General features: G+C 66.1%; 26 protein-coding genes. 10 read left to right on the forward strand and 16 right to left on the reverse strand.

Annotated elements, in window-relative coordinates; genetic code table 11:
* Positions 1 to 1110: 1110 nt before the first annotated feature.
* Positions 1111 to 2064, forward strand: a complete 954-nt coding sequence (locus IPG14_RS08290; protein WP_343391479.1) for a thermonuclease family protein — start codon at positions 1111 to 1113, stop codon at positions 2062 to 2064.
* Between the two features lie 31 nt (positions 2065 to 2095).
* Here the strand turns inward: IPG14_RS08290 and IPG14_RS08295 are convergent, their stop codons facing one another.
* Positions 2096 to 2791, reverse strand: coding sequence for a potassium channel family protein (locus IPG14_RS08295; RefSeq protein WP_343388936.1), 696 nt, complete (start codon positions 2789 to 2791; stop codon positions 2096 to 2098).
* Between the two features lie 456 nt (positions 2792 to 3247).
* Between IPG14_RS08295 and IPG14_RS08300 the strand changes: the two genes are divergently transcribed.
* From IPG14_RS08300 to IPG14_RS08320, 5 genes are all read left to right on the forward strand, one after another.
* Positions 3248 to 4093, forward strand: a complete 846-nt coding sequence (locus IPG14_RS08300; protein ID WP_343391480.1) for a TlyA family RNA methyltransferase — start codon at positions 3248 to 3250, stop codon at positions 4091 to 4093.
* Positions 4094 to 4184: 91 nt separating this feature from the next.
* Entirely contained in the window at positions 4185 to 5042 is an 858-nt protein-coding gene (locus tag IPG14_RS08305; protein WP_343391481.1) for an NAD(+)/NADH kinase, read from the forward strand.
* Positions 5035 to 6705 (forward strand): DNA repair protein RecN, encoded by a 1671-nt coding sequence (locus IPG14_RS08310; RefSeq protein ID WP_343391482.1) that lies wholly within the window; start codon positions 5035 to 5037, stop codon positions 6703 to 6705. Before IPG14_RS08305 ends, IPG14_RS08310 begins: the two co-directional genes overlap by 8 nt.
* 55 nt (positions 6706 to 6760) lie before the next feature.
* On the forward strand, positions 6761 to 6967 hold the full coding sequence (locus tag IPG14_RS08315; RefSeq protein WP_343391483.1) for a type II toxin-antitoxin system HicB family antitoxin: 207 nt from the start codon (positions 6761 to 6763) through the stop codon (positions 6965 to 6967).
* Between the two features lie 48 nt (positions 6968 to 7015).
* Entirely contained in the window at positions 7016 to 7747 is a 732-nt protein-coding gene (locus IPG14_RS08320) for a SprT family zinc-dependent metalloprotease (RefSeq protein WP_343391484.1), read from the forward strand.
* A 30-nt stretch (positions 7748 to 7777) separates the two neighbouring features.
* Here the strand turns inward: IPG14_RS08320 and IPG14_RS08325 are convergent, their stop codons facing one another.
* The 3 genes from IPG14_RS08325 to IPG14_RS08335 form a co-directional block, all read right to left on the reverse strand.
* Positions 7778 to 9031, reverse strand: coding sequence for an MFS transporter (locus tag IPG14_RS08325; RefSeq protein WP_343386778.1), 1254 nt, complete (start codon positions 9029 to 9031; stop codon positions 7778 to 7780).
* A gap of 89 nt (positions 9032 to 9120) precedes the next feature.
* Positions 9121 to 9330 carry a hypothetical protein gene (locus IPG14_RS08330; protein WP_343386777.1) on the reverse strand — a complete coding sequence of 70 codons (210 nt, stop codon included), beginning with the start codon at positions 9328 to 9330 and terminating at the stop codon, positions 9121 to 9123.
* 73 nt (positions 9331 to 9403) lie between these two features.
* Positions 9404 to 10057, reverse strand: a complete 654-nt coding sequence (locus IPG14_RS08335) for a ribonuclease H (protein WP_343391485.1) — start codon at positions 10055 to 10057, stop codon at positions 9404 to 9406.
* A 98-nt stretch (positions 10058 to 10155) separates the two neighbouring features.
* On the opposite strand from IPG14_RS08335, the gene IPG14_RS08340 reads away from it, so the two are divergent.
* A complete protein-coding gene (locus tag IPG14_RS08340) occupies positions 10156 to 11073 on the forward strand; it encodes a neutral zinc metallopeptidase (RefSeq protein WP_343391486.1) in 918 nt (305 codons plus the stop codon).
* A 16-nt stretch (positions 11074 to 11089) separates the two neighbouring features.
* Here IPG14_RS08340 and IPG14_RS08345 read toward each other — a convergent pair whose 3' ends face one another.
* From IPG14_RS08345 to IPG14_RS08360, 4 genes are all read right to left on the reverse strand, one after another.
* Positions 11090 to 12259 carry a serine hydrolase domain-containing protein gene (locus IPG14_RS08345; protein WP_343391487.1) on the reverse strand — a complete coding sequence of 390 codons (1170 nt, stop codon included), beginning with the start codon at positions 12257 to 12259 and terminating at the stop codon, positions 11090 to 11092.
* Between the two features lie 10 nt (positions 12260 to 12269).
* Entirely contained in the window at positions 12270 to 13070 is an 801-nt protein-coding gene (locus IPG14_RS08350) for a hypothetical protein (RefSeq protein WP_343391488.1), read from the reverse strand.
* 66 nt (positions 13071 to 13136) lie between these two features.
* A complete protein-coding gene (locus tag IPG14_RS08355; protein ID WP_343391489.1) occupies positions 13137 to 13907 on the reverse strand; it encodes a GDSL-type esterase/lipase family protein in 771 nt (256 codons plus the stop codon).
* 86 nt (positions 13908 to 13993) lie between these two features.
* Positions 13994 to 14824, reverse strand: a complete 831-nt coding sequence (locus IPG14_RS08360; protein ID WP_343391490.1) for a hypothetical protein — start codon at positions 14822 to 14824, stop codon at positions 13994 to 13996.
* A 121-nt stretch (positions 14825 to 14945) separates the two neighbouring features.
* Between IPG14_RS08360 and IPG14_RS08365 the strand changes: the two genes are divergently transcribed.
* Both IPG14_RS08365 and IPG14_RS08370 read left to right on the forward strand, forming a co-directional pair.
* On the forward strand, positions 14946 to 15302 hold the full coding sequence (locus IPG14_RS08365) for a metalloregulator ArsR/SmtB family transcription factor (RefSeq protein WP_343391491.1): 357 nt from the start codon (positions 14946 to 14948) through the stop codon (positions 15300 to 15302).
* On the forward strand, positions 15295 to 15789 hold the full coding sequence (locus tag IPG14_RS08370) for an SRPBCC domain-containing protein (RefSeq protein WP_343391492.1): 495 nt from the start codon (positions 15295 to 15297) through the stop codon (positions 15787 to 15789). The genes IPG14_RS08365 and IPG14_RS08370 overlap by 8 nt, the downstream gene beginning before the upstream one ends.
* Positions 15790 to 15850: 61 nt before the next feature.
* On the opposite strand, the gene IPG14_RS08375 is transcribed toward IPG14_RS08370, so the two are convergent.
* From IPG14_RS08375 to ribF, 3 genes are all read right to left on the reverse strand, one after another.
* Positions 15851 to 16174, reverse strand: a complete 324-nt coding sequence (locus IPG14_RS08375; protein WP_343391493.1) for a hypothetical protein — start codon at positions 16172 to 16174, stop codon at positions 15851 to 15853.
* 98 nt (positions 16175 to 16272) lie between these two features.
* Positions 16273 to 17481, reverse strand: a complete 1209-nt coding sequence (gene tyrS / locus IPG14_RS08380) for a tyrosine--tRNA ligase (protein WP_343391494.1) — start codon at positions 17479 to 17481, stop codon at positions 16273 to 16275.
* Between the two features lie 41 nt (positions 17482 to 17522).
* Entirely contained in the window at positions 17523 to 18455 is a 933-nt protein-coding gene (gene ribF / locus IPG14_RS08385; protein ID WP_343391495.1) for a riboflavin biosynthesis protein RibF, read from the reverse strand.
* A 132-nt stretch (positions 18456 to 18587) separates the two neighbouring features.
* Between ribF and IPG14_RS08390 the strand changes: the two genes are divergently transcribed.
* Positions 18588 to 18971 (forward strand): VanZ family protein, encoded by a 384-nt coding sequence (locus IPG14_RS08390; RefSeq protein ID WP_343391496.1) that lies wholly within the window; start codon positions 18588 to 18590, stop codon positions 18969 to 18971.
* On the opposite strand, the gene IPG14_RS08395 is transcribed toward IPG14_RS08390, so the two are convergent.
* The 5 genes from IPG14_RS08395 to aroH all read right to left on the reverse strand — a co-directional run bounded on the left by IPG14_RS08395 (position 18931) and on the right by aroH (position 21845).
* Positions 18931 to 19260 (reverse strand): DUF5615 family PIN-like protein, encoded by a 330-nt coding sequence (locus IPG14_RS08395; RefSeq protein WP_343391497.1) that lies wholly within the window; start codon positions 19258 to 19260, stop codon positions 18931 to 18933. The two genes, IPG14_RS08390 and IPG14_RS08395, sit on opposite strands and share 41 nt — an antisense overlap.
* 21 nt (positions 19261 to 19281) lie before the next feature.
* The gene (locus IPG14_RS08400; RefSeq protein ID WP_343391498.1) at positions 19282 to 19575 is read right to left on the reverse strand and encodes a DUF433 domain-containing protein; all 294 of its coding nucleotides are present in this window, start codon (positions 19573 to 19575) and stop codon (positions 19282 to 19284) included.
* Between the two features lie 39 nt (positions 19576 to 19614).
* On the reverse strand, positions 19615 to 20337 hold the full coding sequence (locus IPG14_RS08405) for a segregation/condensation protein A (RefSeq protein ID WP_343391499.1): 723 nt from the start codon (positions 20335 to 20337) through the stop codon (positions 19615 to 19617).
* A gap of 64 nt (positions 20338 to 20401) precedes the next feature.
* Positions 20402 to 21448 carry a 3-deoxy-7-phosphoheptulonate synthase gene (gene aroF, locus IPG14_RS08410; RefSeq protein ID WP_343391500.1) on the reverse strand — a complete coding sequence of 349 codons (1047 nt, stop codon included), beginning with the start codon at positions 21446 to 21448 and terminating at the stop codon, positions 20402 to 20404.
* Positions 21449 to 21461: 13 nt separating this feature from the next.
* Positions 21462 to 21845, reverse strand: a complete 384-nt coding sequence (aroH, locus tag IPG14_RS08415) for a chorismate mutase (RefSeq protein WP_343386762.1) — start codon at positions 21843 to 21845, stop codon at positions 21462 to 21464.
* Between the last annotated feature and the right edge of the window lie 3 nt (positions 21846 to 21848).

Raw genomic sequence — 21848 nt, forward strand, 5'->3', positions numbered from 1 at the left:
CGTGGGTGGTCATGGGCCGGGTCCGTGTTTGGTCGTGCATGTTGCCTCTCCTCGCGGGACGGACGTGTATGGAGAGGTTGCGTGGTGGGGCGGGGGAGGTGGAAGGGGCGGGTGTCCCTCACCCCGCACCGAGCCAGAGGAAAGAGGAAAGGAGAAAGAGGAAAGGGCGCGAGCTGCGGTCCCTCACCCCCCGGCCCCCCTCTCCCAGGCTTGGGAGAGGGGGAGTGTTCGCGTGTCGACGGCGGTCGTGGCTTGACGGCCCTCGGCGGCCTGCGGCCTGGAGGGTGGGAGGGCCGGTCGCTCGCGCTCGCGGTTCGTGTGGCTGTGGTTGCGGGTGCGGTCCCTCACCCCCCGCCCCCTCTCCGAGGCTTGGGAGAGGGGGAGCTTGCGGCGGATTGGAGGGGGAGCGGGGATGGTGCGCGAGGAACGGCTGGAGGGAGCGGTTGGCTAGCACTTCGATGCGGAGTGCTTGACTCGGGAGTTACCCCACGCCGCTTTGAGTGCAGCTTCGGAGCCATACGCCCGGAGATTTGACTGGCTCAGGGTCTTCCATCCGTCGTCGAGGTCGCAGTAGTAGTACTGCGCGTTGCTCGCCGACGAGGTGTACCACGTACGCCCGTCGCTTGCAGGCGCTGTCGTTGGGGCGGCTGTCGCAGGAGCGGCTGCGGGTGAGGTGGACTGCGATGTTGAGGAGCGGCAGCGGTGGTTGGCAACGCGAGGGTTGCCGCTGGACTTTGAACTCCCGTGGTACCAGAAAGCGGCACCACCGTTTCCCCCGCAACCGCCGGGCTCGTCTCGGTGGCGGTTTCGCATGCGGACCAGAACACCGGCAGTAGGAGCACCACAGCGCTGAGAGCTGCGTGGCGCCGGAGCTTGTTGGGGGCGCTGGAGTGCTGGTGTGGTTGTTTGTTCGTCATGGCACTCACCCAAGCCGTTCTTTGGGTTCGACACTAGGCCTGTCCCGAAGCCGCTGCAATAGGAGACGGCGTCAATCGATGTCGTGTTTCGGCTCCGACCTATGAGGGCGCGGCCGCCCGGGAGTAGAGTGCTTCTACTTCTCACTCGGAGCGGTCTTTGAACGGCAGATCTCTCGCGACAACGCTAGCTTTGGTGGGACTTGGGCTCGGGCTCGGTTCCCTCCTCGCGGCGGGCCGCCCAACGAATGCTTCGGACTTCCCGCTGAGGGCGAGGCTGCCGCAGCTCGCCGCGGATTCCGGGACGTTCCCCCAGACTCCAACGACCGCGCCGCTCTCGACCCCAACCAACCTGACGCTCTGCATCGTCTCGCACATCGTCGATGGCGACACCGTCGATGTGAATGGCTGCGCGGCCGCTGGCCGCATCCGGCTCATCCTCGTCAACACCCCCGAGATCAGTCCCGGCGAATGCTTCGGCAAGCAGGCTGCGGCCCACACAACGGAGAGACTGTTGAACCGCCAAGTCGGTCTTGAGAAGGACAAGTCCGAAACGGACAGCTTCGGTCGCCTCCTGCGCTACATTTGGGTCGACGGAGAACTATTCAACGAACACCTGGTCCGCGAAGGCTACGCCGCGGTCGGGATCTACCCTCCCGATGTGAAGTACCTCGCTCGGATGGAAGCGGCGGAGCAGGAAGCCAAAGCACACGGTCGCGGTCTCTGGCCCATTTGTGGAGGGCTCGGAGTGCCGGGAACGCCAACTCCTGTGCAGTCCCCGACGTCGACAGCCAGCCCGTCCCCGACACCTCCAGGAACCGCCACGCCTACTCCGACAGTCGGCGGCGCCTGCGGGGCTGCCTCGGCAGCGATCACCGCTCTCGACAAATACTCGGAGGTCGTGACCGTCTCGGGATCAGGGAACTTGACGGGGTGGTACGTGATTAGCGTGCGAGGGAATCAGCGGTTCGACTTCCCGGCGAACTTCACGCTGACGGGAACCGTCCAGGTTCGGTCCGGTACGCCCGAATTCGCAAATTCCCCGAGCCAGCTCTGGTGGACATCGGCGAACCAGTGGAGCAATTCCGAGGATGACGACGCCGCCCTGTACAACTGCACCGGACAGCTCGTGAGCTATTACGACGACTGATGGAGCATGTTTCAGAGGCGCGGCCGTGGATTCAATCGATACCGCGTTCAGTCTCGATTGTGTCCCTCAGCTTCTCGACCTCACCGCGTAATGCTCGAATCTCGTCGGCCAAGTCTGCGGTGCTGGCGCGGTCGACTTCTTCGTGTTCGCGAACGAGCATCGCAGCGATGGTGGCTGTAAGCGCCGTCAAAGAGGCGATCCCGAAAAGCATAAGGGCCACAGCGATTCCACGGCCTTCGTCGGTGACGGGGTAGAAGTCGCCGTAGCCAACGGTGGTCATTGTTGTTGCAGCCCACCAGATAGCATCGCCGAACGTCTGGATGTTCGCGCCTCTTTCGTCGCGCTCGACGAAAAACACACCTCCCGCGCCGGCGACGAGGCATCCCAATACGGCGGCGACCATCAACTTCGTTCCGCGCTGCCGCGCCAGGTCTCGCAAGATCGTGACGTTGATGCCGAGTGCTGTTGCCGCGCGTGCCAGTCTTAGGAATCGCGCGAGCCGAAGCGGCCTCAGGAAGGGCAACACGACCATGGCCCCCTCCAGAGGGTGATCGCGGACGTATTGGATACGGCGTGGCGCCACGGCGAATTTGACGCCGTAGTCGACCGCAAAGGCAGCCCAAATGAACCAGTCTGCAGCCAGAAACAGCCGTTCGACGCCTTCCGGGAAGTCACCGACGAGCGGCAAGAGCAGAAGCGGAACCATGACCAAGGCGAGGAGGAGCAATGGGAGGTTCGTAGCTCGCTCAATTGCACGCAGGCGGGCTTCACTTTGCACGGCGAGAGCATATTGCCGTCGGTGACAATTGTCGTGCCTTCGCCCGAGATCCGGAAGAGCCTGGGGCTAGGACGACGCTCTCGGCGTTCGCGTCGCGGCGCCTGGCCGGTCGTGGGCTTCGTGCGACCGCGGGGAATCGCAGATGTGATTCGGCTTAAGCGGGGGCCGAGCCCCGCGACCCCAGTCGTTCGACGATGGGCGGGGAGGGTTGGTGTGGGGCGACCGTGTGCGGAACCCCGGTGGCCCCCGGCGCGGGAGCAAGGGGCGTCGCGAGCGGGCGGGCGGATGAACATAGCCATGGGTAGGGTATAGGCGATAGGGGTTAGGCGATAGGGATTAGAGGTTAGGGGATAGGCGATAGAGGTTAGGCGGTAGGCGATGGGCGATAGGGGTTAGGATCGCGGTGTGGCGAAGGTCCGGGTTGATGTTGCGCTTGTTGAGCGAGGTCTCGCAGACACACGCGAGCAGGCTCAACGTTTGGTTTCGGCGGGGCGGGTGCGTTCGGGGACGCTGACGTTCGTGAAGGCTTCGCAGATGGTGGCGGAGGATGCGGAGCTTTCGGTTTCGGAGCCGGAGCGGTATGTGTCGCGCGGGGGGTTGAAGCTGGAGGGGGCGCTTTCGGCGTTTGGGGTGGACCCGGCGGGACGGGTGTGCCTGGACCTGGGGGCTTCGACGGGCGGGTTCACAGACTGTTTGTTGCAGCACGGGGCGTCGCGGGTGATCGCGGTGGATGTGGGGCGGGCGCAGTTGCACCAGCGGCTCCGGGAGGACCTTCGGGTGGTGCTGCTGGAGCAGACGAACGCCCGGGATTTGCCCGAGCTCGAGAGGAACGAGGAAAGAGAAAAGAGGAAAGAGCAAGACGAGGGCGAGGGCGAGGGGACTTTCATCTTGGATCCTTCATCTTTCATCTCCCTGTTCGTGGCCGACCTTTCGTTTATCTCGCTGCGGAAGGTGTTGCCGAGTGTGGCTTCGCGGTTGGGGCCCGGGACGGAGGGGGTGGTGTTGCTGAAGCCGCAGTTCGAGGCGGGGCCGAAGGATGTGCCTCGGGGCGGGGTGATCAAGGACGAGGCGGTGCTGGAACGGGTGCGCCGGGAGTTCGTCGAGTGGCTTGAGGGCAACGGATGGCCCCTGTATGGCATGATTGCGTCGCCAATTCGCGGAGGCGATGGCAACACGGAGTACCTGGTGCACGTACGAACCCCCGGAGGCCCAGAAGGACCTGTCCACGGAGACACGGAGAGTTTCGAATGACGAGTTTCGAAGTGTGCCGTGAACGCCAGGTCCGACGTTCGGGCTGGCGACATTCGAAGTTGGTGATTCGAAACTCGGCGGGGGGCGCGGTGTGGTGCTGAAGAACGCGGTGGTGTTCCATGCGCCAAAGAGCGAGGGTGCGGCGGCGTTCGCGAGCCAGCTTGCGCGCGAACTCGAGCGTGCCGGGGTGGCGACGGCTGTGCAGGATGCGTGGTCGGAGGAGCCGTTCCCGGAGCTGGACAAGGCGGGCCTGGTGTGCTGCATCGGGGGGGACGGGACGGTGTTGCGTTCGGCGCGGCGGGTGGTGCCTCGAGGGATCCCGCTGTTCGGGGTGAACATGGGGCGGCTGGGTTTCCTGACGGATATGTCGCCGCGGGACTGCTTCAACAACGTCGAAAGGATCGTGGCGGAGGACTGGCGGCTGGAGGAGCGAATCATGGTGCGCTGCGACGTGCGGGACCCTGCAGGGCGGAATTTCGAGGCGCACGGGCTGAACGACATCGTGGTGAGCCGGAGCCTCCCGGGGCGGCCGGTATACGTGGACGTGCGGATCGATGGGGCGCGGCTGGCGAACTACCGCTGCGACGGGATCATCGTGGCGACGCCGACAGGGAGCACGGGGTATTCGCTGAGCGCGGGCGGGCCAATCCTGGCGCCGACGGAGCACCACCTGGTGATGACGCCTGTCTCGGCGCACCTGGCGCTGGGGCGAAGCCTGGTGCTGCAGCCGGCCTCGGTCGTGGAACTCGAAGTGACGAGCGATAGCGGCGCTATCGTGAGCATCGACGGGCAGGACGAAGTGCCGGTCGCATCGGGGGTGCGGGTGTTCGTGCACCAGAGCGAGCACATCACGCGGTTCGTGCGATTCAGGGCGCCGCAGACGTTCTATTCAGACCTCGCGGAACGGCTCGAAGGGCAACTTTCGAGCGCGATGAGCCCGGGTGCTTGACCGCCTCGAAATAGCGGACTTCGCGGTCGCGCGCTCGGTCGTGATAGAGCCCGGCGCGGGCCTGACGGTGTTCACGGGCGAAACGGGAGCGGGCAAGTCGCTGGTGGTCGATGCGCTGGCGTTCGTGTTCGGTGCGCGGCGGGGGCGGGAAGTCATCGCGAGCGGGGCTGAAAGAGCGACGGTGCGGGCCCACGTCGGCGGGCGCGTGCTCGAACGGACGATCGCGCTCAGCGGGCGGACTTCTGCGCGCATCGATGGCGAACCGGCGACGGTGGAGGACCTGAGGGCGCTGGCCGAGGGCTTCGTCGACATCCACGGGCAGTCGGAGCAGCTGGCGATCCTTTCGCCGCGGGTGCAGCTGGCGGTCCTGGACGAGTTTGCCGGGCTTTCGGGCGAACGCGAGGCGGTCTCGCGGACGGTGCGGGAGCTTCGGGAAGTGCGCCGCCAGCTGGGAAGCCTGGCGACCGACGCGCGCGAGCGTGAGCGGCTGGTGGAGCAGCTGCGGTTCGAGACAGAGGAGATCGATGGCGCCGCGCTGCGCCCGGGCGAAGCCGAGGAGCTCCGGCGGGAGCAGAGCGTGCTCGGGAACGCACGGCGACTGCTCGAAGACGTGGCTGTGGCGCTGGAAGCCCTGGATTCGGCGGCGCTAGGCGAAGTGGTGCGGGCCACGGGCGACCTGGCGCAGCGCGACCCTGGCGCGAGCGACGTGGCCGAGCTGGCGGCGACACTGGAGTCAACCGCCGGGGAGCTCTCGCGCACGTTGCGACGCTACCGGGAGAGCCTCGAGGAGGACCCCGAGCGGCTGGCGGCAGCGGGGGAGCGGCTGGACCGGATAGCGCGGCTTTGCCGGAAGTACGGCGAGACCGTTGAGGATGTGCTGCGCTACGGCGAGGATGCCGCGCGCCGGCTGGCCGGACTGACCGGCGAGGGTGCTTCGCTGGACGGACTGCGCGCGAAGGAGGCGTCGCTCCTCGGGCGGCTTGGCGAACAGGCGACAGACCTTTCGCGGGCGCGCCGGGCGGCCGCCGGCGACCTCGTGCGAGCCATCTCGGAAGAGCTGGAATCGTTGTCCATGGGCCAGGCGGTGCTCAGCGTGGGGTTCGCGTGCGAAGACGACGCGGCGGGCCCGCTGGTGGCGGTGCCTGACTACGAGATTGTCATCACGCGGAGCCCGCTGGCCGGGGAAGGCGAGCTGCATGGCGTCGCTTTCACCGAGGCCGGGGTCGACCGGGTGGAGTTCCTGGTCTCGTTCAACGCCGGCGAAAGCCCCCGACCGCTTTCGGCGGTGGCCAGCGGCGGCGAGACTTCGCGCTTCCTGCTCGCCCTGACGACGGCGCTCGGCAGCGCAGGGTCGGGCCGGCTCGAAGTGCTGGACGAAGTGGACGAAGGTGTTGGTGGCCGGACGGGCGCGGTTGTTGGCCGGGCGCTTCGGAGGTTGGCCGCGAAGCACCAGGTCTTGTGCATCACGCACCTGCCGCAGGTGGCCGCTTTCGGTGACCGCCACGTTGTCGTTTCGAAGCAGACCGACGGCGAACGGACCTGGTCCGAGATCGCCGTCGTCGATGGCGGCGCACGGGTGGAAGAGCTGGCGGCGATGCTGGGAGGGACAGGCGAGGCCGGGTTGCAGGCTGCCCGCGAGCTGCTGGCCGCGGCCGCGCAGTGAAAGGCACACTTGGGAGCATCTTGAAACAGGCAGGGATCCGGCGAGGTGATGGCTGATGCGGTACGCGGTTGTGATAGAGAAGGCGCCGGGCAACTACTCCGCCTACGTTCCCGATCTCCCCGGGTGCGTCGCGGTTGGCGATAGCCTCGCGGAAGTGGAGCTCGCGATCCGCGAGGCGATCAGGTTTCACGTCGTAGGACTCAGGGAAGACGGCCTGCCGGTGCCGCCGCCGTCCGCGATGGTCGAACATGTAACGGCGTAGTCCACGAGGTTCCTTCCCCGAACCACCCCGCCGCATCACGATGTGCCGATGGCGCAGCGCCCGCAGGCAACGTCGGTCCATCTTGACGGCAGAGAGATCCCGCTGCAGGTCGTGCGGAGTGCCCGGCGGCGGCGGACGATTGCCATTGGAGTGGATAGCGGCGTCGTTGTCGTGCGCGCTCCCATGCGCACGACCCAGGCGGAAGTCGCGCGCATGGTCGAGTTGCGGCGTTCGTGGATCCTGCAGCGGCTAGACTCGGCGGCTTTGCAGCCCCGCCGTACTTTTGAGGATGGCGAGACTCTGCCGTACCTGGGGCGAGAGATGCGGCTTCGGGTGGTACCGGTGGCCGGCAGGCGTTCGCGAGCGGCCGTCGAAGGCGACGAACTCGTAGTGCATGTCCCGGAAGCGATGGACGCGGAGGCGCGCCGGGAGAAAGCTCGGAGGATCCTGGCAGCCTGGTACCGCGACCGGGCTGCTGAGTTGTTCGGGGAGTTCGCACGGCATTGGTCTTCCGAATCCGGACTTGTGCCCCGGGCGCTCATGGTTCGAGACCAGAAGTCGCGATGGGGAAGTTGCGGGCCTGATGGGACCATCCGTCTCAACTGGCGGCTCGTCCTCGGAGCGCCGGACCTTGCCGAATACGTCGTTGTCCACGAGATCGCGCACTTGCGGCACCGGAACCACCAGCAGGCATTCTGGCAAGAAGTCGCGCGGATGCTGCCGGACTTCCAGTCCCGCCGAAAGCGGCTGAGGGAGGCTGGCGCGGGCTTCGTGCTTTGAAGAGGAGTCGGCGCCAGTTCGGGGCCGGAGTCAGTCTCCCGCGGTGGCTGCTGCCGGGACGGGCACCGAATCTGACTCCGCGGCGCGCTCGAGAAGCCAGAACATCGCTGTTGCGGCCGTGACGATGCTCCCGGTGATCCAGATTGTCGGGCGCTCACCGATGGCATCCGCGAGGAAGCCGACGGGAAGCGCGAAGATGCTCGAAGCAGCGAACGCGAGGAAAGTGAGGGACACAACTCGCCCGAAGTACTCGGGCTCGGTGATGTGGCTCACAATTGCGCCGTTGAGCGTCTGGAACCCCCCGGCTCCCAGCCCTCCGAAGAACATGGCGACGGCGAGGAAGGCGTAGCTGGGGGCGAACCCCTGCGCGAGCAGCGACAGGCCGAAGATCAGGCACATCACCGTGTAGATCGTGCGCGCGTGCCTTGAATCGGCCCGCGAGGCGACGCCGATGCTAGCGCCGAGACCCCCGACGGCGTTCACACCGAGGAGGAGGGTGATGCTCTTCGCGTCGCGGTGGAGTTCGTTCTCAACCAGGCCCGGCAGGAGCGTCACGTAGGTGAACCCGAACATGATGACAAGCACGTAGGAGAGCACGAGGCGCCTGAGCCTGGCGTGGTCGCGGACGTAGGCGAGACCGCTGGCGATATCGCCGAGGACGCTGCGGCTGGTACCGGAAGGTGTCCGGGACGGCGGAAGGACGATGGTGCAGACGATGGCGCCGACGTAGAGCACGCCCATGCCGAGAAACGCGCCCGCCGCGCCGAGGAAGCCCACGGCAAGCATCGCGCCGGCGACCAGGGGGGCGACGATTCGTGAGGCATTCAAGGCAACCTGGCTGAGGGCCACGGCGTTCCCCCGGCGGTCTCCATCGACCAGTTCGAGCATGAACGCCTGGCGTGATGGACCGAGGAACGAGAAAGCTACACCGATGACGAACGAACCGCCGGCGAGGTAGCCGATCGTGATGACATCGGTGGCGACGAGGAGGCCAAGGGCCACAAAGGCAGAAAAGATGGTGGTCTGGCAGGCGAGGATGACCGCCTTCTTCGAGAGCCGGTCAGCGAGTGCCCCACCCAGTGGGCCGAGCGCGAGCTGGGCGATGCCCTGGGCGAAAACGACAAAACCGACAGCGCGGTTGTTTCCACTCAGGTCGAACGCCACAACGCTCTGGACGACGGTCGACATGAAGAACGCGATGAAGGCGAGAAGCGAGCCCGTCCAAAGGATGCGGAAGTTGCGCTCCGCTAACGCGGCGAAGGTGTCACGGAACCAGGAACCCATGTGTCTGAATGTACAGGAGATGTGAGAACGGGACGTGGCTGCTCCGCGGCGAGCGATAGTGAGCCCATTGGGCGCGGTCGCGGGAGCTGTCAGATAGCTTCGCCGCCCGGCGCATCGAGATGTTGGCGGAGGAGGACGACGCGGCGGACTGCCTCGCGAATGACGTAGCCAGGCTCGGCGCCGGTGCGTTCCGCCTGCAGGGCAATGATCACCGCCTCGAGGGTCTCGGCCACTTCAAGGAGGATTTCGCGCAGTTCGCGGCTGTCTATCCGGTTGCTTTCGCCTGGCATTGGATCCATGGCCCAAGTCTCTCGCCGGGGGCGGTGACGGAGACAGGCGCAGTTAGGTTACGACACGGTGACAAGTAGCCGTTCAGACTTCAGACCTGAGATGAGCTGTCGATAAGGCATCGGCATATTCGTTCCAGCGCGAGCCGTCGTGGGCGCGGATCCACTCGATGCGGGCGTTCGGCCGTTGCTGGACGAGATCCCAAGCGCGCTTGACGAGGTCCAGGTTGGCGATCTCGCCTTCCTTTCGCTTCCAGCCGCGGCCTTCCCAGCCCCTGGCCCATTTCGTGAGCGTATTCACGACGAGCTGGCTATCCGAAAAGACGATGACGGACTCCGCGGGCGGGGCCATTTCCAGACCCGCAATCAGAGCGGTGAGCTCCATGCGGTTGTTGGTTGTCCAGGGGTCGGCGCCGTGGCGCTGTTCGATGACCGCGTTGTCCCGGACGAAGACGGCTCCCCAGCCGCCGGGGCCGGGATTGGGCCGGGACGAGCCGTCGGTGAAGACGCCGTGGGCGGGGCCTCCATCGAAACGAGCGAGGACCTCAGCGGTCGTGAGGTCCTGCGTCCGGGTGACGGACGAGCCTTTCGATTTTGGCTTCGCGGCTTTGGCCGGGCCGGCAGGAGACGGTTTGTCGCGGCAGTCCATGCACTGCTTCGGGGTCCAGTTCGGGTACTTCGCAAGGACCGCCGACGGGAGGGTGAACTCGCGCGAGCAGGTGCCGCAGGTGAACGCCATGGCCCGAGTGTAAAGGATGGAATCACTCCGGCGACGGGCCTCGCAGGGCCGGGCGGCGGGATGAGGCTCGTGGGATCGAATTCCTCTACACTGGCCGCATGAAGATCCGGCGCGGCGGTACGATCAGCGACGATGTCATCGACAAGCGGGCGGAGACTCGCGCGGCGGTCGGCAGGGGAGGCATGGCCCTGCCCGGTGGGGCGAAGGGGGGCCTTGCCGGAGTCATCATCGCCCTTATCCTCGCGCTCCTCGGGGGCAGCCAGCTCATGGGTGGCAGTTCCGGCGACGGTGGGCTTGGCGACATCCTTGGCAAGATGGCCGGCGGCGTCCAACCGACAGACTCGCTTTCCACGGCCGTGGCCGGAGCGCCGGACCCACAGGCGGATACGGTCGAGTGGGTGAGGTACGTGCTGGACGACATCCAGGACAGCTGGGAAGCGCAGTTCAAGCAGGCCGGTGGGACGTACGAGCGGGCGAAACTGATCCTCTTCGAAAAGGGCGTCCAGACAGGCGGCTGTGGCTTCGCGCCCAGCGAAGTCGGGCCGTTCTACTGCCCGGCCGACAAGTCGGTCTATCTCGACCTCTCTTTCCTGGATGACCTGGCGACGAAGTACAAGGCGCCGGGCGACTTCGCGCCCGCATATGTGATCGCGCACGAGGTGGGCCACCACGTCCAGAACATCACCGGTGTCAGCGCTGCGGTGCGCAAGGAGCAGCAGGCGAAGCCGAGTGAGGCGAACGAGCTCTCGGTGAGGCTCGAACTCCAGGCCGACTGCCTGGCCGGCGTTTGGGCGCACAACACCTACGAGAATGTCATCCTCGAACGCGGCGATATCGATGAGGGCCTCGCGGCAGCTGCCGCGGTGGGAGACGATCGTCTGCAGAAGCAGGCCGGTGTGGAGGTGAACCCGGACACCTGGACGCACGGCAGTTCGGAACAACGCAAGACGTGGTTCACGACCGGTTACCAGAGCGGCGATCCGGACAAATGCGACACGTTCTCCGGAGATATCTAGGACAGCGCTCCGGCTGCTAGACCGACGCGTAGAGCGCATCGACGAGGGCGATGTTTCGTGGGTCACGCCATGAACGCCCCGCTCGGTTGCAGACGTAGCCGAAGCCGATGCGGCCGTCGGGGTCGCCGAAGCCGAGTATCGCCCCGTTCCCGTAATGACCGAAAGACCGTTGGCCTGGGCCGAGGGGCCGTATTCCCGGGTTGGTGAGCTGGAACCCGAGCCCGAAGCGGTTGGGCCGGCCGAGAACGGCATCCTCTCCGTCCGCGTGGATCTGGATCGCCTCGTCCCGGGTGGCTTCACCAAGGATGTGGTGCCCATGCCATTCTCCCGCCGCAGACATGCCTCCGAAGATCGTGGCGATGGCGCGGGCGTTTCCGTGGCCGCTGGTCGATGGGTAGACGGAGGCGCGCCACAGGCGGGTGTTCGTGCCGCCCTCGGGGTGCGGTGGCGGGTTGCGATAGGCGAGCAGGCGGGCCAGTTCGATGCCCTGGAGCGTTGCCGGGTCGCGTTCGAGCCAGGGGCGGTCGTTGGGTTCGCCTTCGGCACGCTGATAAGGGATCCACTCCGCCGTCCGCGCATCCAGTTCAGGCCCGAAGCCGAAGTGAAAATCGATGCCGAGCGGTTGTGACAGCTCCTCCTGGAGGAACCGGTCGATGCTGCGGCCATCGACGCGGCGGACGATCTCGCCGAGGAGGAACCCGAAGGTATTGGTGTGGTAGCCGAAGTGGCTACCGGGTGGCCACCACGGTTGTTGGGCCGCGAGCGCCGCACACATGCCGTCCCAGTCGGTGAGGTTGTAGCCAGGCGGCAGCGGCCTGGCCACGGCCTGGAGGCCAGCCTGGTGGCTCATCAGGGTACGGACGGAGATCGCGCTCTTGCCGGCCTGGGCGAATTCGGGCCAATACCGGGCGACGGGCGCATCGAGTTCGACGAGGCCGCGCTCGACCAGGCGGAGGAGACAGACGGCCGTCACGGCCTTACCGACCGACCAGACGTTGACGATGGTGTCTTGCGTCCACGGCAGCGTGCGGGCATGGTCCTGCCAGCCGGCCCAGAGGTCGACGACGAGTTCGCCATCGAGGGCCACGGCAACAGCGGCGCCGATTTCGTTGTGGTCGCGGAGATTGCGTTCGAAGGCTTCGCGGACGGGCGCGAACCGGGGGTGGCAGGTGCCGTGGATGACCATCGAGCCCAGTCTACGCGCCAGTTCGCCCCGGGGCGGAGGCAGGTGGCGCTGGTTCGCCGGGCGCGAGAGGCGAAGGGGAGCCGAGGAGGGCGCTGAGGATGGCATCGGCCTGGATGCGATGTCCGGTGGCGCCCTTGTGGACGCCATCTGAGTGACGGAGGGCTACCTTCGCGGCTGCGGCGAACCCGGGGCGGCAGTCAGCGATGAGGAAGTGGTGGCTCCGTGCGACGGCTCCCATGCGTTCCTGGTGTTCGGTGAGGAGCCTGTTGGCACCTTTGTTCTCCTTCTCGAGGGACTCGCCGATAGGAGGTGTGGTGAGGAGGACAACGATCAGGCCTTCGCGCTGGGACAGTTTGTGGAACATTTCGGTCTGGACCCGGGTGACTTCCTCCTTCGTCGAGGGGGCTTCTGCGCCGATGACGCGCCGGGCGAGCCAACGTGCGGCGTGGTTGGTGCGCGCAGGGCCACCGGAAGGGCTTGCGGTCTTTCGCTCGAACCCGGTTTCGAGTTTGCGAAACCACCGGTAGGCGCGTTCGCCGTAACGTCGCCGGACGCGCAACCCCACAGTCCCGACGATGAACTGGTAGGCGCCCGCGGAGCATACGACGATGTCCGGGTGCTCTCTGTCGAGGGCAGATTCGACTCGGGGCACCGCCCTGGGGCCGACGGGCACGAGTGGAAGGTCGACGAAGTCGACGGGTTCGCCGAGCACCCGCGTCAGTTCAGCGGCCACGAGGTTGGGCCATGCCTGCGAGGGGTCCGGCAGGGTGGCGCCCCTTGTATCGCTGGAGCCGATGATGAGCATTTTCAACAGAGGGAGCCCTCATGAAGTGACAGGGGCGCATGGTGACACAGCGGAGCGAAGCTGGCGACCGGGTCAGCGCGGCGCCGCGGACTCGCGGGCCTGCACCTGGGCGCGCAGGACATCCAGGACTGCCTGTGCCTGGACACGGTGGCCTTCGACAGACTTGTGGACGCCATCGAGCAGGTAGAGAGCCTCGCGGTCGGGCGCGACGCCGTAGAGGTCCTGGGCGGAGGCCCAGGGGAAGTGGTGGGAATCGGCGACAGTCTTCACCCGGAGCCGCAGTTCGTCCAGGGCCGCCTGGGCGCCCTTGTTCGCACGAGCGACCCGGTCCGGCCAGTTCGGGTCGGAGAAGACCACGACCTGCATGCCTTCGAAGCGGGCGAGCCGGTGCAGGACTTCTTCCCAGACTGCCGCGACCTCGGGGACGGTCGCGAGGGTGCGCCCGCCGATGATGCGGTGGAGGACAGAACGCGCGGCGCGGTTCGTCGTTTTGCTGGCGGTGGAGCCCGACGCCGTCTTTCGGTCGAAGCGACGTTCGAGGCGCACATACCGGTTACGTGCGCGCTCGCCGAAGAGATGGCGCACCTGCTCGGCGACGACGCGGATCGCACAAATGTAGGAGCCGAGCGAGATGACGACGAGGTCCGGGTTTGCCGCCTCTACCCTGGAGAGCGCGACGTCGACGGCTTTCGGACCCTTTGCGAAGACGGTGACGTTTTCCACTTCGACTGGAGTGCCGAACTCCGCTTCGAGCGACCGGCCAACGACGAACGGCCAGGCGAGCGACCGGTCGGCCAGGCCTTCGCCAGCGGTGGCGCTGTTCCCGAGGACGACGATCTTCATTGTTCTATCTCCCGCGAGCGGAAGTGTCTTCCTCTCCGCCCCCGAACGCCAGTGGATCGAGATGGGGGGTGCGTCTTCGGCGGGCCTCAGGGGGTTTCAGCGATCGACCAGGTGACCGGGCCGGGGCCGGTGATTGCCACCCAGTAGGCGGCGCCCGCTCTCAGGGCGGTGAGGTCGTTTGCGCCTGGGACGCCCGCCCCAGCGGGGAAGTAGGCACGCCATGTTTGCGTTGCAGCGTCCCAGCCGTAGATCGCCGTGACCTTGCCGGTGATGTCGGAGGTTCCGCCCGCGCCGAGCAAGGCGCTGGCGGGGGCGGTCGTGTCGGCGCCGTGCCAGGTAACCAGGCTCCAGCGGAAATTGAGCGTGACATCTATGGTCGCCGGGCGTTCGAGATCGGCAAGGAACGTAAGTTCGCCGGCCCCGTCATCGCTCGGGACGGTCACCAGCACGCGCAGCGGTCCAGGGATGCTCTGGGAAACCTTGATCCATGCCTGGCATTCATCGGTCAGACCGGTGACGAGCGGGGCGAAGGCGCGCACGGGGCTGGCCGATGCCGCGTTTACCGCCGTCGAGAAAGTCTTGACCCCCGTCGCGCTACGGCCGAACCCGGCGGAGCCATCGCTTGTCTCGATGATGACGCCGTCGCCAGCCTCGATGACGAAGTCGACCGGTATGTCGAGCACCGGATGGAGGCTCACGGCGCCTTCGGGCGGGCTACAGAAGCCATCGCGGTCGAGGGCGTGGAAGACGACGTAGACGAACTGCGAACCGTCCAGGTTTTCGACGACGAAGTCGACCGGGCTGCTCGCGGCGAGCGCTTCCTGGTCGCCGGTGCGGAGCGCCGGGCTTGCGAACGACACGACGGCTACAGGGAGGAGCGCGATGCCCCGGACGAGTGCGGAAAAGGAACGCGGCATTACGAGGAGTATAGCGGCCGCCGCCGTTCGGCTGAACGCGATCGCGAGCGTGTTGACATCCGTCCGCGTGCGTCGTAGTTTACCACATGGTTAGTTAACCAATCGGTAAAATGAGTCTCCAATGACCGCCGACCAGCTTAGCCTGACGTTCTCCGCACTTGCCGACCCGACGCGGCGGGCGATCCTCGCCCGGCTCGCGGGCGGTGAGGCTTCGGTGACGGAGCTCGCAGCGCCGTTCACGATGACGCTGCCTGCAATTTCGAAACACCTGAAGGTGCTCGAGCGCGCGAAGCTCATCTCGCGGGGGCGGGACGCCCAGTGGCGGCCGTGCCGCTTGCGGGCCGAGCCGCTGCAGGACGCAGAGGAGTGGATCGAGCGGTACCGGCTGCTCTGGGAGGAACGGTTCGACCGGTTGGACGACTACCTGAGCGAAGCACAGGCCAGAGGGGCCAAATCACCGGAGGACCACCATGATTAATCCAAAGACCACGGCGACACCGGCGGGCGAACGCGAACTGCTCATCGAGCGGGAGTTCGCCGCGCCCCGGGAGCTCGTCTTCAAAGCATGGACAGAACGCGACCGCCTGATGCAATGGTGGGGGCCGCCCACCTGGCCGATCGACTACTGCACGGTCGACCTTCGTGTCGGGGGCGCCTGGCACTACCGCATGCGTGGCCCGGCCGGTGAAGAAGGCTGGGGGAAGGGAGTCTACCGGGAGATCATGCCGTCTTCGCGCCTCGTCTACTCCGACTACTTCTCGGACGAGGACGGTACAGAGATCCCTCCGGAGGCGATCGCCGAAATCGATTTCGTGGACCGGGGTGGGACGACCCTGGTGCGAAACAAGACGATCTTCGCGAGCGGCGAGCACCGGCAGCAGGTCCTGGGCATGGGCGTCGTTGAGGGGATGTCGGAGACGATGGACCGGCTGGACGAGCACCTCGCCGCAGTGGCCGCCGGCTGATTGTGGCGTCCGGGACGCCGGCACCCTGTCGAGGGGCCGGCCTCTCGAAACCCGCTGCGGACTATGGGCCGACGTTGTACGTTTCGGCGAGTTCGATGGTGCCGCCGGAGGCGAGGTGCGGGCAGCCCTTCGCCATTTCGAGGGCGGCCTGCATGGAGTCGGCGGTGAGGACGCTGTAACCCGTCGCCGGGTTCGCGCCGCCGTCTTCGGTGGTGCCGTCAGTCGAGATGGTCCAGGCGCGGCTGATCGGGTTACCGCCGTCGGCGACAGCGGCCCCGAGCCCGGCGAACCAGTTCATCCACTGCTGCATGGTCGCCTGCTGCTGTTCGGGGGTGGCGTTTTCCATGGTCTCGCCACCGTGATAGATGAGTAGGAAGTTGGCCAAAAGAGAGTCCTCCGCCGCGGATTTGCGGCGTGCGGGAGTATAGCCGTCGAAAGTGAAGAACTCTGTGAAGGTGATGTCACTCTGTCCGGTCGGCGCTGCTAGACGAGCCTGATCCAGCGCCGCTTGCCTACCTGGACGATCGTCCCCTTGCGCGCAGGAGTCGTGGGCTCGACGACGTTGCCGTCCATCGTCACCGCGCGCTGTTCGAACAGCCTCCGGGCTTCACGTCTCGATGGCGCCGCACCCGCTTCGACAACGACATCGAGCAGCAAAGCGCCGTCCGCCACGCTGTGCTCGGGCACTTCGTCCGGTACCTCCTTGCGCTGGATGGTGCGTTCGAAATGATCCTGGGCCTCCGCTGCTGCGGCTTCGCCCCAGAACTCCGAGACGATCGTCCATGCGAGGTGCTTTTTCGTGTCGATCGGGCTGCGCCGCCCGCTACGGGTCTCGTCCATGACTTCCCGGACCTGATCGGGGTGGAGGTTGGTGGCGAGCGTGAAGAAGTCCTCGACGGCCTCGTCCGGGATCGACATCGCTTTTCCGTACTGCTCCCCGGGGGAGTCGCCGACGCCGATGTGGTTTCCCTTCGACTTCGACATGCGCTCCTTGCCGTCGAGACCGACGAGGATGGGCAGGGTGACGGGCACGTGGGGCTTCTGGCCCGCGTCCTCCTGGATCTTGCGGCCAGCCATGAGGTTAAAGAGCTGTTCGGTGCCCCCAACCTGGACATCGCACTCGAGCGCGTAGGCGTCGTAGCCCTGCATGAGGGCGTAGAGGAATTCGTGGAGGTAGACGGCATCGCCCGCATCGAAGCGGGTGCGGAAGTTATCGCGCCGGAGCATTTCTGCGACGGTGAACTTGGACATCAGGCTGATGATGTCGGGGAAGCTGAGCTGGCCGAGCCACTCGGAATTGTGGCGAAGTTCGGTCTGCTGCGCGTCGAGGATGCGGGCGGCCTGGTCGAAGTAGGTGGCCTCGTTCCGCTGGATGTCTTCGGTGGTGAGCATCGGCCGAAGCTTGTTCTTGTCGCTTGGGTCGCCGATGAGCGCGGTGTAGTCGCCGATGAGGAATATCGCATGGTGGCCGAACTGCTGGAACTGGCGCAGCTTCCGGAGGGGCACCGTGTGGCCGAGGGTGAGCGAGGTGGCAGTTGGGTCGATGCCCAGGTAGACCCGGAGCGGGCGGTCCTGCTCGATGAGGAGCCGAAGTTCGCGTTCCATCTGCTGGCGGAGGAGCGCATCGCCGTAGTCAACGCCGCTCATGAGTACGGTGATCTGGTCGTCGACTGGAGGCATGGTCCTGGTCATGGTGTGCGTTCCCCTGGGACGGTCGGTGGTGGCAGTCCCGGTCAGGGGACGAGATTGCGGGCGGAGTCGACGTCTTTGGCGATCTGGGCCTTCAACTGAGCGACGCTTTCGAACCTCACTTCGCCGCGGACGCGTGCGAGGATCTCGAGGTCCATGCGTTCACCGTAGATATCGCCTTCGAAATCGAGCAGGTGAGTCTCGATCGAGATGTGGCCGGCATCGAAGGTCGGGCGCCGGCCGATGTTGGTCGCGCCCTTGAGCACATGTCCGGCGACGCGGGCGCGCGTGGCATAGACGCCGATCCCTGGGAGGGCGCGGTCGCGGGCAACGGAGATGTTGGCGGTTGGGAAGCCGATGGTGCGGCCCCGTTCGAAGCCGTGGACGACGGGGCCAGAGATGGTGTACCGGCGGCCGAGGAGCGATGTCACGCGGTCCATGTCTCCATCGGCAAGCGCGCGGCGCACGGCTGTCGAACTGTAGCGTTCGTGGTCGTGCATGAGCGGTTCGATCTGGACGACTTCGAAGCCGAGATCCGCGCCCAGCTTCCGCATACGATCGACCGTATCTTTCGGCGCGCCGCGCCCGAACGAGGAATCGGGCCCGAGGACCATCAGCCGCATGCGCAGGAGGTCGTAGAACGCTCCAGCCAGCTCCTCGCATTCGACTTCGGAGACCTCGCCCGTGAACGTCAGCGGGACGACCCAATCGGCGCCGGCGGCGCGAATCAGTTCCATCCGGTCTTCCAGCGAGGTCAGGTAGCTTGGCGCCACCTCCGGGCGGAGGACGGTGATCGGGTGGGGGTGAAGGGTGACGACGCCAGGGGAGAGCGCGAGCTTGCGGGCTTCGTCGCGCAGGCGCTGAAGCAACGCCTGGTGTCCCAGGTGGACACCGTCCAGGACGCCGATAGTGAGCGCGGTTTCGGGGCCGGGCGCACCTGCAGCAAGCTGCGCGGCAGTGAACGACGGAATGGTCATGTGCATGACAGCCTACCAACGCAGGGTGGACTGTGCATGCGCCGCGATCGCGGCGTAGATCTCAAAGGGGTGAGTGCTCACTCGGGGATCCCATGCTGAGACTGGAGCACTCCCGTCCGTAGACTGGGGCTGGTGCGACACCTCCCCCTTTTCGCCTTGCTCGGCTGGGCGGTGGCGATCTTCGTCGTTTCGAGCTTTCCCAACCCGCCGGACGCCGGTGGTGGCGAGTGGAAGTACGAAGTCGCCCACGTGATCGAGTACCTGGTTTTCGGGGCGCTCGCGTTCGGCGCGCTCCGCACGTATCTCTCGGCGCAGCCCGTCGCGGTGGTCGTGCTCGCGGCGTGGGCGGTCTCGGTCCTGTATGGCATGAGTGACGAGCTTCACCAGTCGTTCGTCCCGAACCGGGATTCGAACTGGTTGGATGTGGGGTTGGATGCGGTGGGTGGGGGAATCGGGGTGGCTGTGGCGGCGTGGTTCAGAGATAGAGGATTCGGTCGCGCCACTGGTCGTGGGTGAGTTGCCGTGCGGCAGCGACCAGAAGCCGGATTTGTTCCCGCACGCTAATCTGCTGCCGAGACCTGATGATGACGCCCCAGTGGCTTTGGCCCGTTGCCATCCACTCGGCGTGCAACCTGGCGAAGTCGGGGCGGTTGGCGGTGTAGATCGCCCGCTCTTGAGCCGTCGCGAACACCAGTTGCTCGTGGTCGGGCGCGCGTTGCCGTCCGGCATCGGCTGACGAGAGCACGTCCGCCCCGGCGCGGCGCAGCCCTGCAATCACCAGCGCATCGAGAGAGTCCTGGTCCATGTACAGCCGCAGATCCAATGCTTACGCGGACCGCGCGGTCGTTTCCTGGCTCCGTTTTGCTGCCTGGAAGGCCAGTGCTTCGCGCTCGATTTCGGCGTCAATGGCCGCTTGGTTCGCCAGGTAGTAGGCGATCGCGGCGTGAATCCTTACGAGGTCGAGGTGGGGGAATCGCCGCAATAGCCGGCTCGGACTCTCGCCTGCCCGGTAGTGCACAGCGAGCTGTATCACCGGCATGCCGGTACCGGCGAGACATGGACGGCCGCCGGCTATGCCGGGAGTCCGCTCGATGAGCTCCTGAAGTTCCACTGACCCCACGGCTGGCATGATATCACGGCCACCGGGCGCCGCTTGCCGCTACACCCGTACCAGCGCCACCACGACGATGTCTCCCCATGCCCCGTCCTGCTCGGCATCGCATTCCCCGGAGCGGATGAGTTCGAGCACCGCGAGAAAGGAGACGACGACGTCTACTCGCGTCTTGCACTCCATCATCATCCGCCGGAAGGAGAACTTCCCGCGCCGCTGGAGGCGCTCCCGGAAGTCGAACATGCGGTCGCTCAGGGTCATCGTCGTGTCCCGCGGGATGACCGCCCGCGTGCGAGGCTCGACGGGCGTCTTGTTGAGTACCTCGAGCATGATCGCCCGGAGCCGGTCCATGGTGACGTTGCCGAGGCCGGTCCCTTCCGGTGCTTCGGGCGGCGGCGCGAGGCGCGTGTAGATGCGGGAGCCTTCCTCCTGGCGCTCCTCCAGGAGGTCAGCGACTTCGGAGAAGCGCCGGTACTCCCGGAGCAATTCGATCAGCTCGGCGCCGACATCGTCGTCTTCCAGGAGGTCCGCGTCTTCCTGCGGGGGCCGCGGGAGGAGCGCTTTCGACTTCAGGTAAATCAGCTTGGCGCCGACAGCCACGAACTCGGCGAGCGCCTGCGGGTCGAAGCGCTCGCCGGTCCGGATGGCCCTGAGGTACTGGTCGGTGACAGCGACCAGCGAGACGGCCGTGATGTCGAGGTCGTCTCGCTCGATGAGGTGCAGCAACAAGTCCAGGGGGCCCTGGAAAACGGGGAGGGAAATTTCGGCCATGACTCCCGACGGGCCAGCGCCCCCCCGCAGGGGCACCCCCGTCCTGGTCTTACGACCCTCTCCGTTATCGTGCCGCGACAGGCGCTCTCACTCCTGAGAGGGTCCTCTCGACGGCGGCAGCGATACCGGCGACCGAGCGCATCATCACTCCGAACCTTTCATAGGTCAACGACTGGGCGCCGTCGCTGAGGGCGTGTTCGGGGTCGTTGTGGACCTCGATCATGAGGCCGTCGGCGCCAGCGGCGATGCCTGCCATCGCAACCGGCGTGACCAGCCCCACCTTGCCTGTGCCGTGGCTCGGGTCGGCGATGATAGGGAGATGGCTGAGCTCCTTCACGAGCGGGATCGCGTTCACGTCGAAGGTGTTGCGGTAGGCCGTTTCGAAGGTGCGGATGCCGCGTTCGCAGAGGATCACATCCGGGTTGCCCTGTGCCAGGATGTACTCCGCCGCGAGCAGCCACTCTTCGATCTGGCCGGCGAGGGCGCGCTTCAGCATGACGGGTTTCTTCGCCTTGCCGACCTCATCGAGGAGGATGAAGTTCTGCATGTTCCGGGCGCCAATCTGGATGACGTCGGAGTACCGGCAGACCGCGTCGATGTCGCGGACGCTCATGAGCTCGGTGATGACGGGCAGGCCTGATGCCTTGCCCGCAGCGGCAAGGTAGGCGAGACCTTCCGGGCCCAGTCCACGAAACGCGTAAGGCGAGCTGCGCGGCTTGTATGCGCCGCCCCTGAGCATGTTCGCGCCGGCGGCCTTGACCGCGCGAGCGGCGTCGAAGATGTGCGATTCGTTTTCGATCGAGCAGGGCCCCGCCATCACGGCCAGTTCGGTTCCACCGACGGTTACACCGAGGCCGACATCGACGATGGTGTTCGCGGGATGGAAGTCGCGGCTGACGAGCTTGTAGGGCTTCGTGACGCGGTGGACGGACTCGACGTGGGGGAGGGCCTCGAAGGTGTCCTGAAGGGAGGGGTCATCGGGGCCGATGACGCCGATGATGCTGCGTTCGGTGCCAACGGACAGGTGTGCCTGGCGCCCGGTCTCTTCTACCCGGGCAACGATGTGGTCAAGGTCTTCCGGGCTTGCGTCCGGCGATACAACGATAATCACGGGGGGTTCTCCACTAACGCGCGGTCGAGAAAGTACTCGAGCTGAGGTCTGGCCGGAGGCGTGCTGCCTCTCGGAGGTAGACGTGGCGGATATCACTCTGGGTTTTCTCCGTATTCCAGTGGAGAAGGACACGGATGCAGAGCGGGAGCATGCCGGGGACCGACATTTCGTGGCTCTGCATCAGGGGGACTTGCGTCCACCCTATGTGGCGCGCTGCAACCGCCGGGAATTCGGCGAACACGTCGGGCGTTGTGGTGATCCAGCAGGAAGCGATGTCCTCGGTATTGATGCCGTTCACGTCGAGCATGGTTTTTAGCAGCTCGGTCGTGACTTCGAGGATCTCGTCTTTCTGGTTCCGGGTGACAGTAGTCGCACCACGGACGCCGCGAACCGGCATACG

The organism is Candidatus Amarobacter glycogenicus (assembly GCF_016704105.1).
GTDB lineage: Bacteria > Chloroflexota > Dehalococcoidia > Tepidiformales > Tepidiformaceae > Amarobacter > Amarobacter glycogenicus.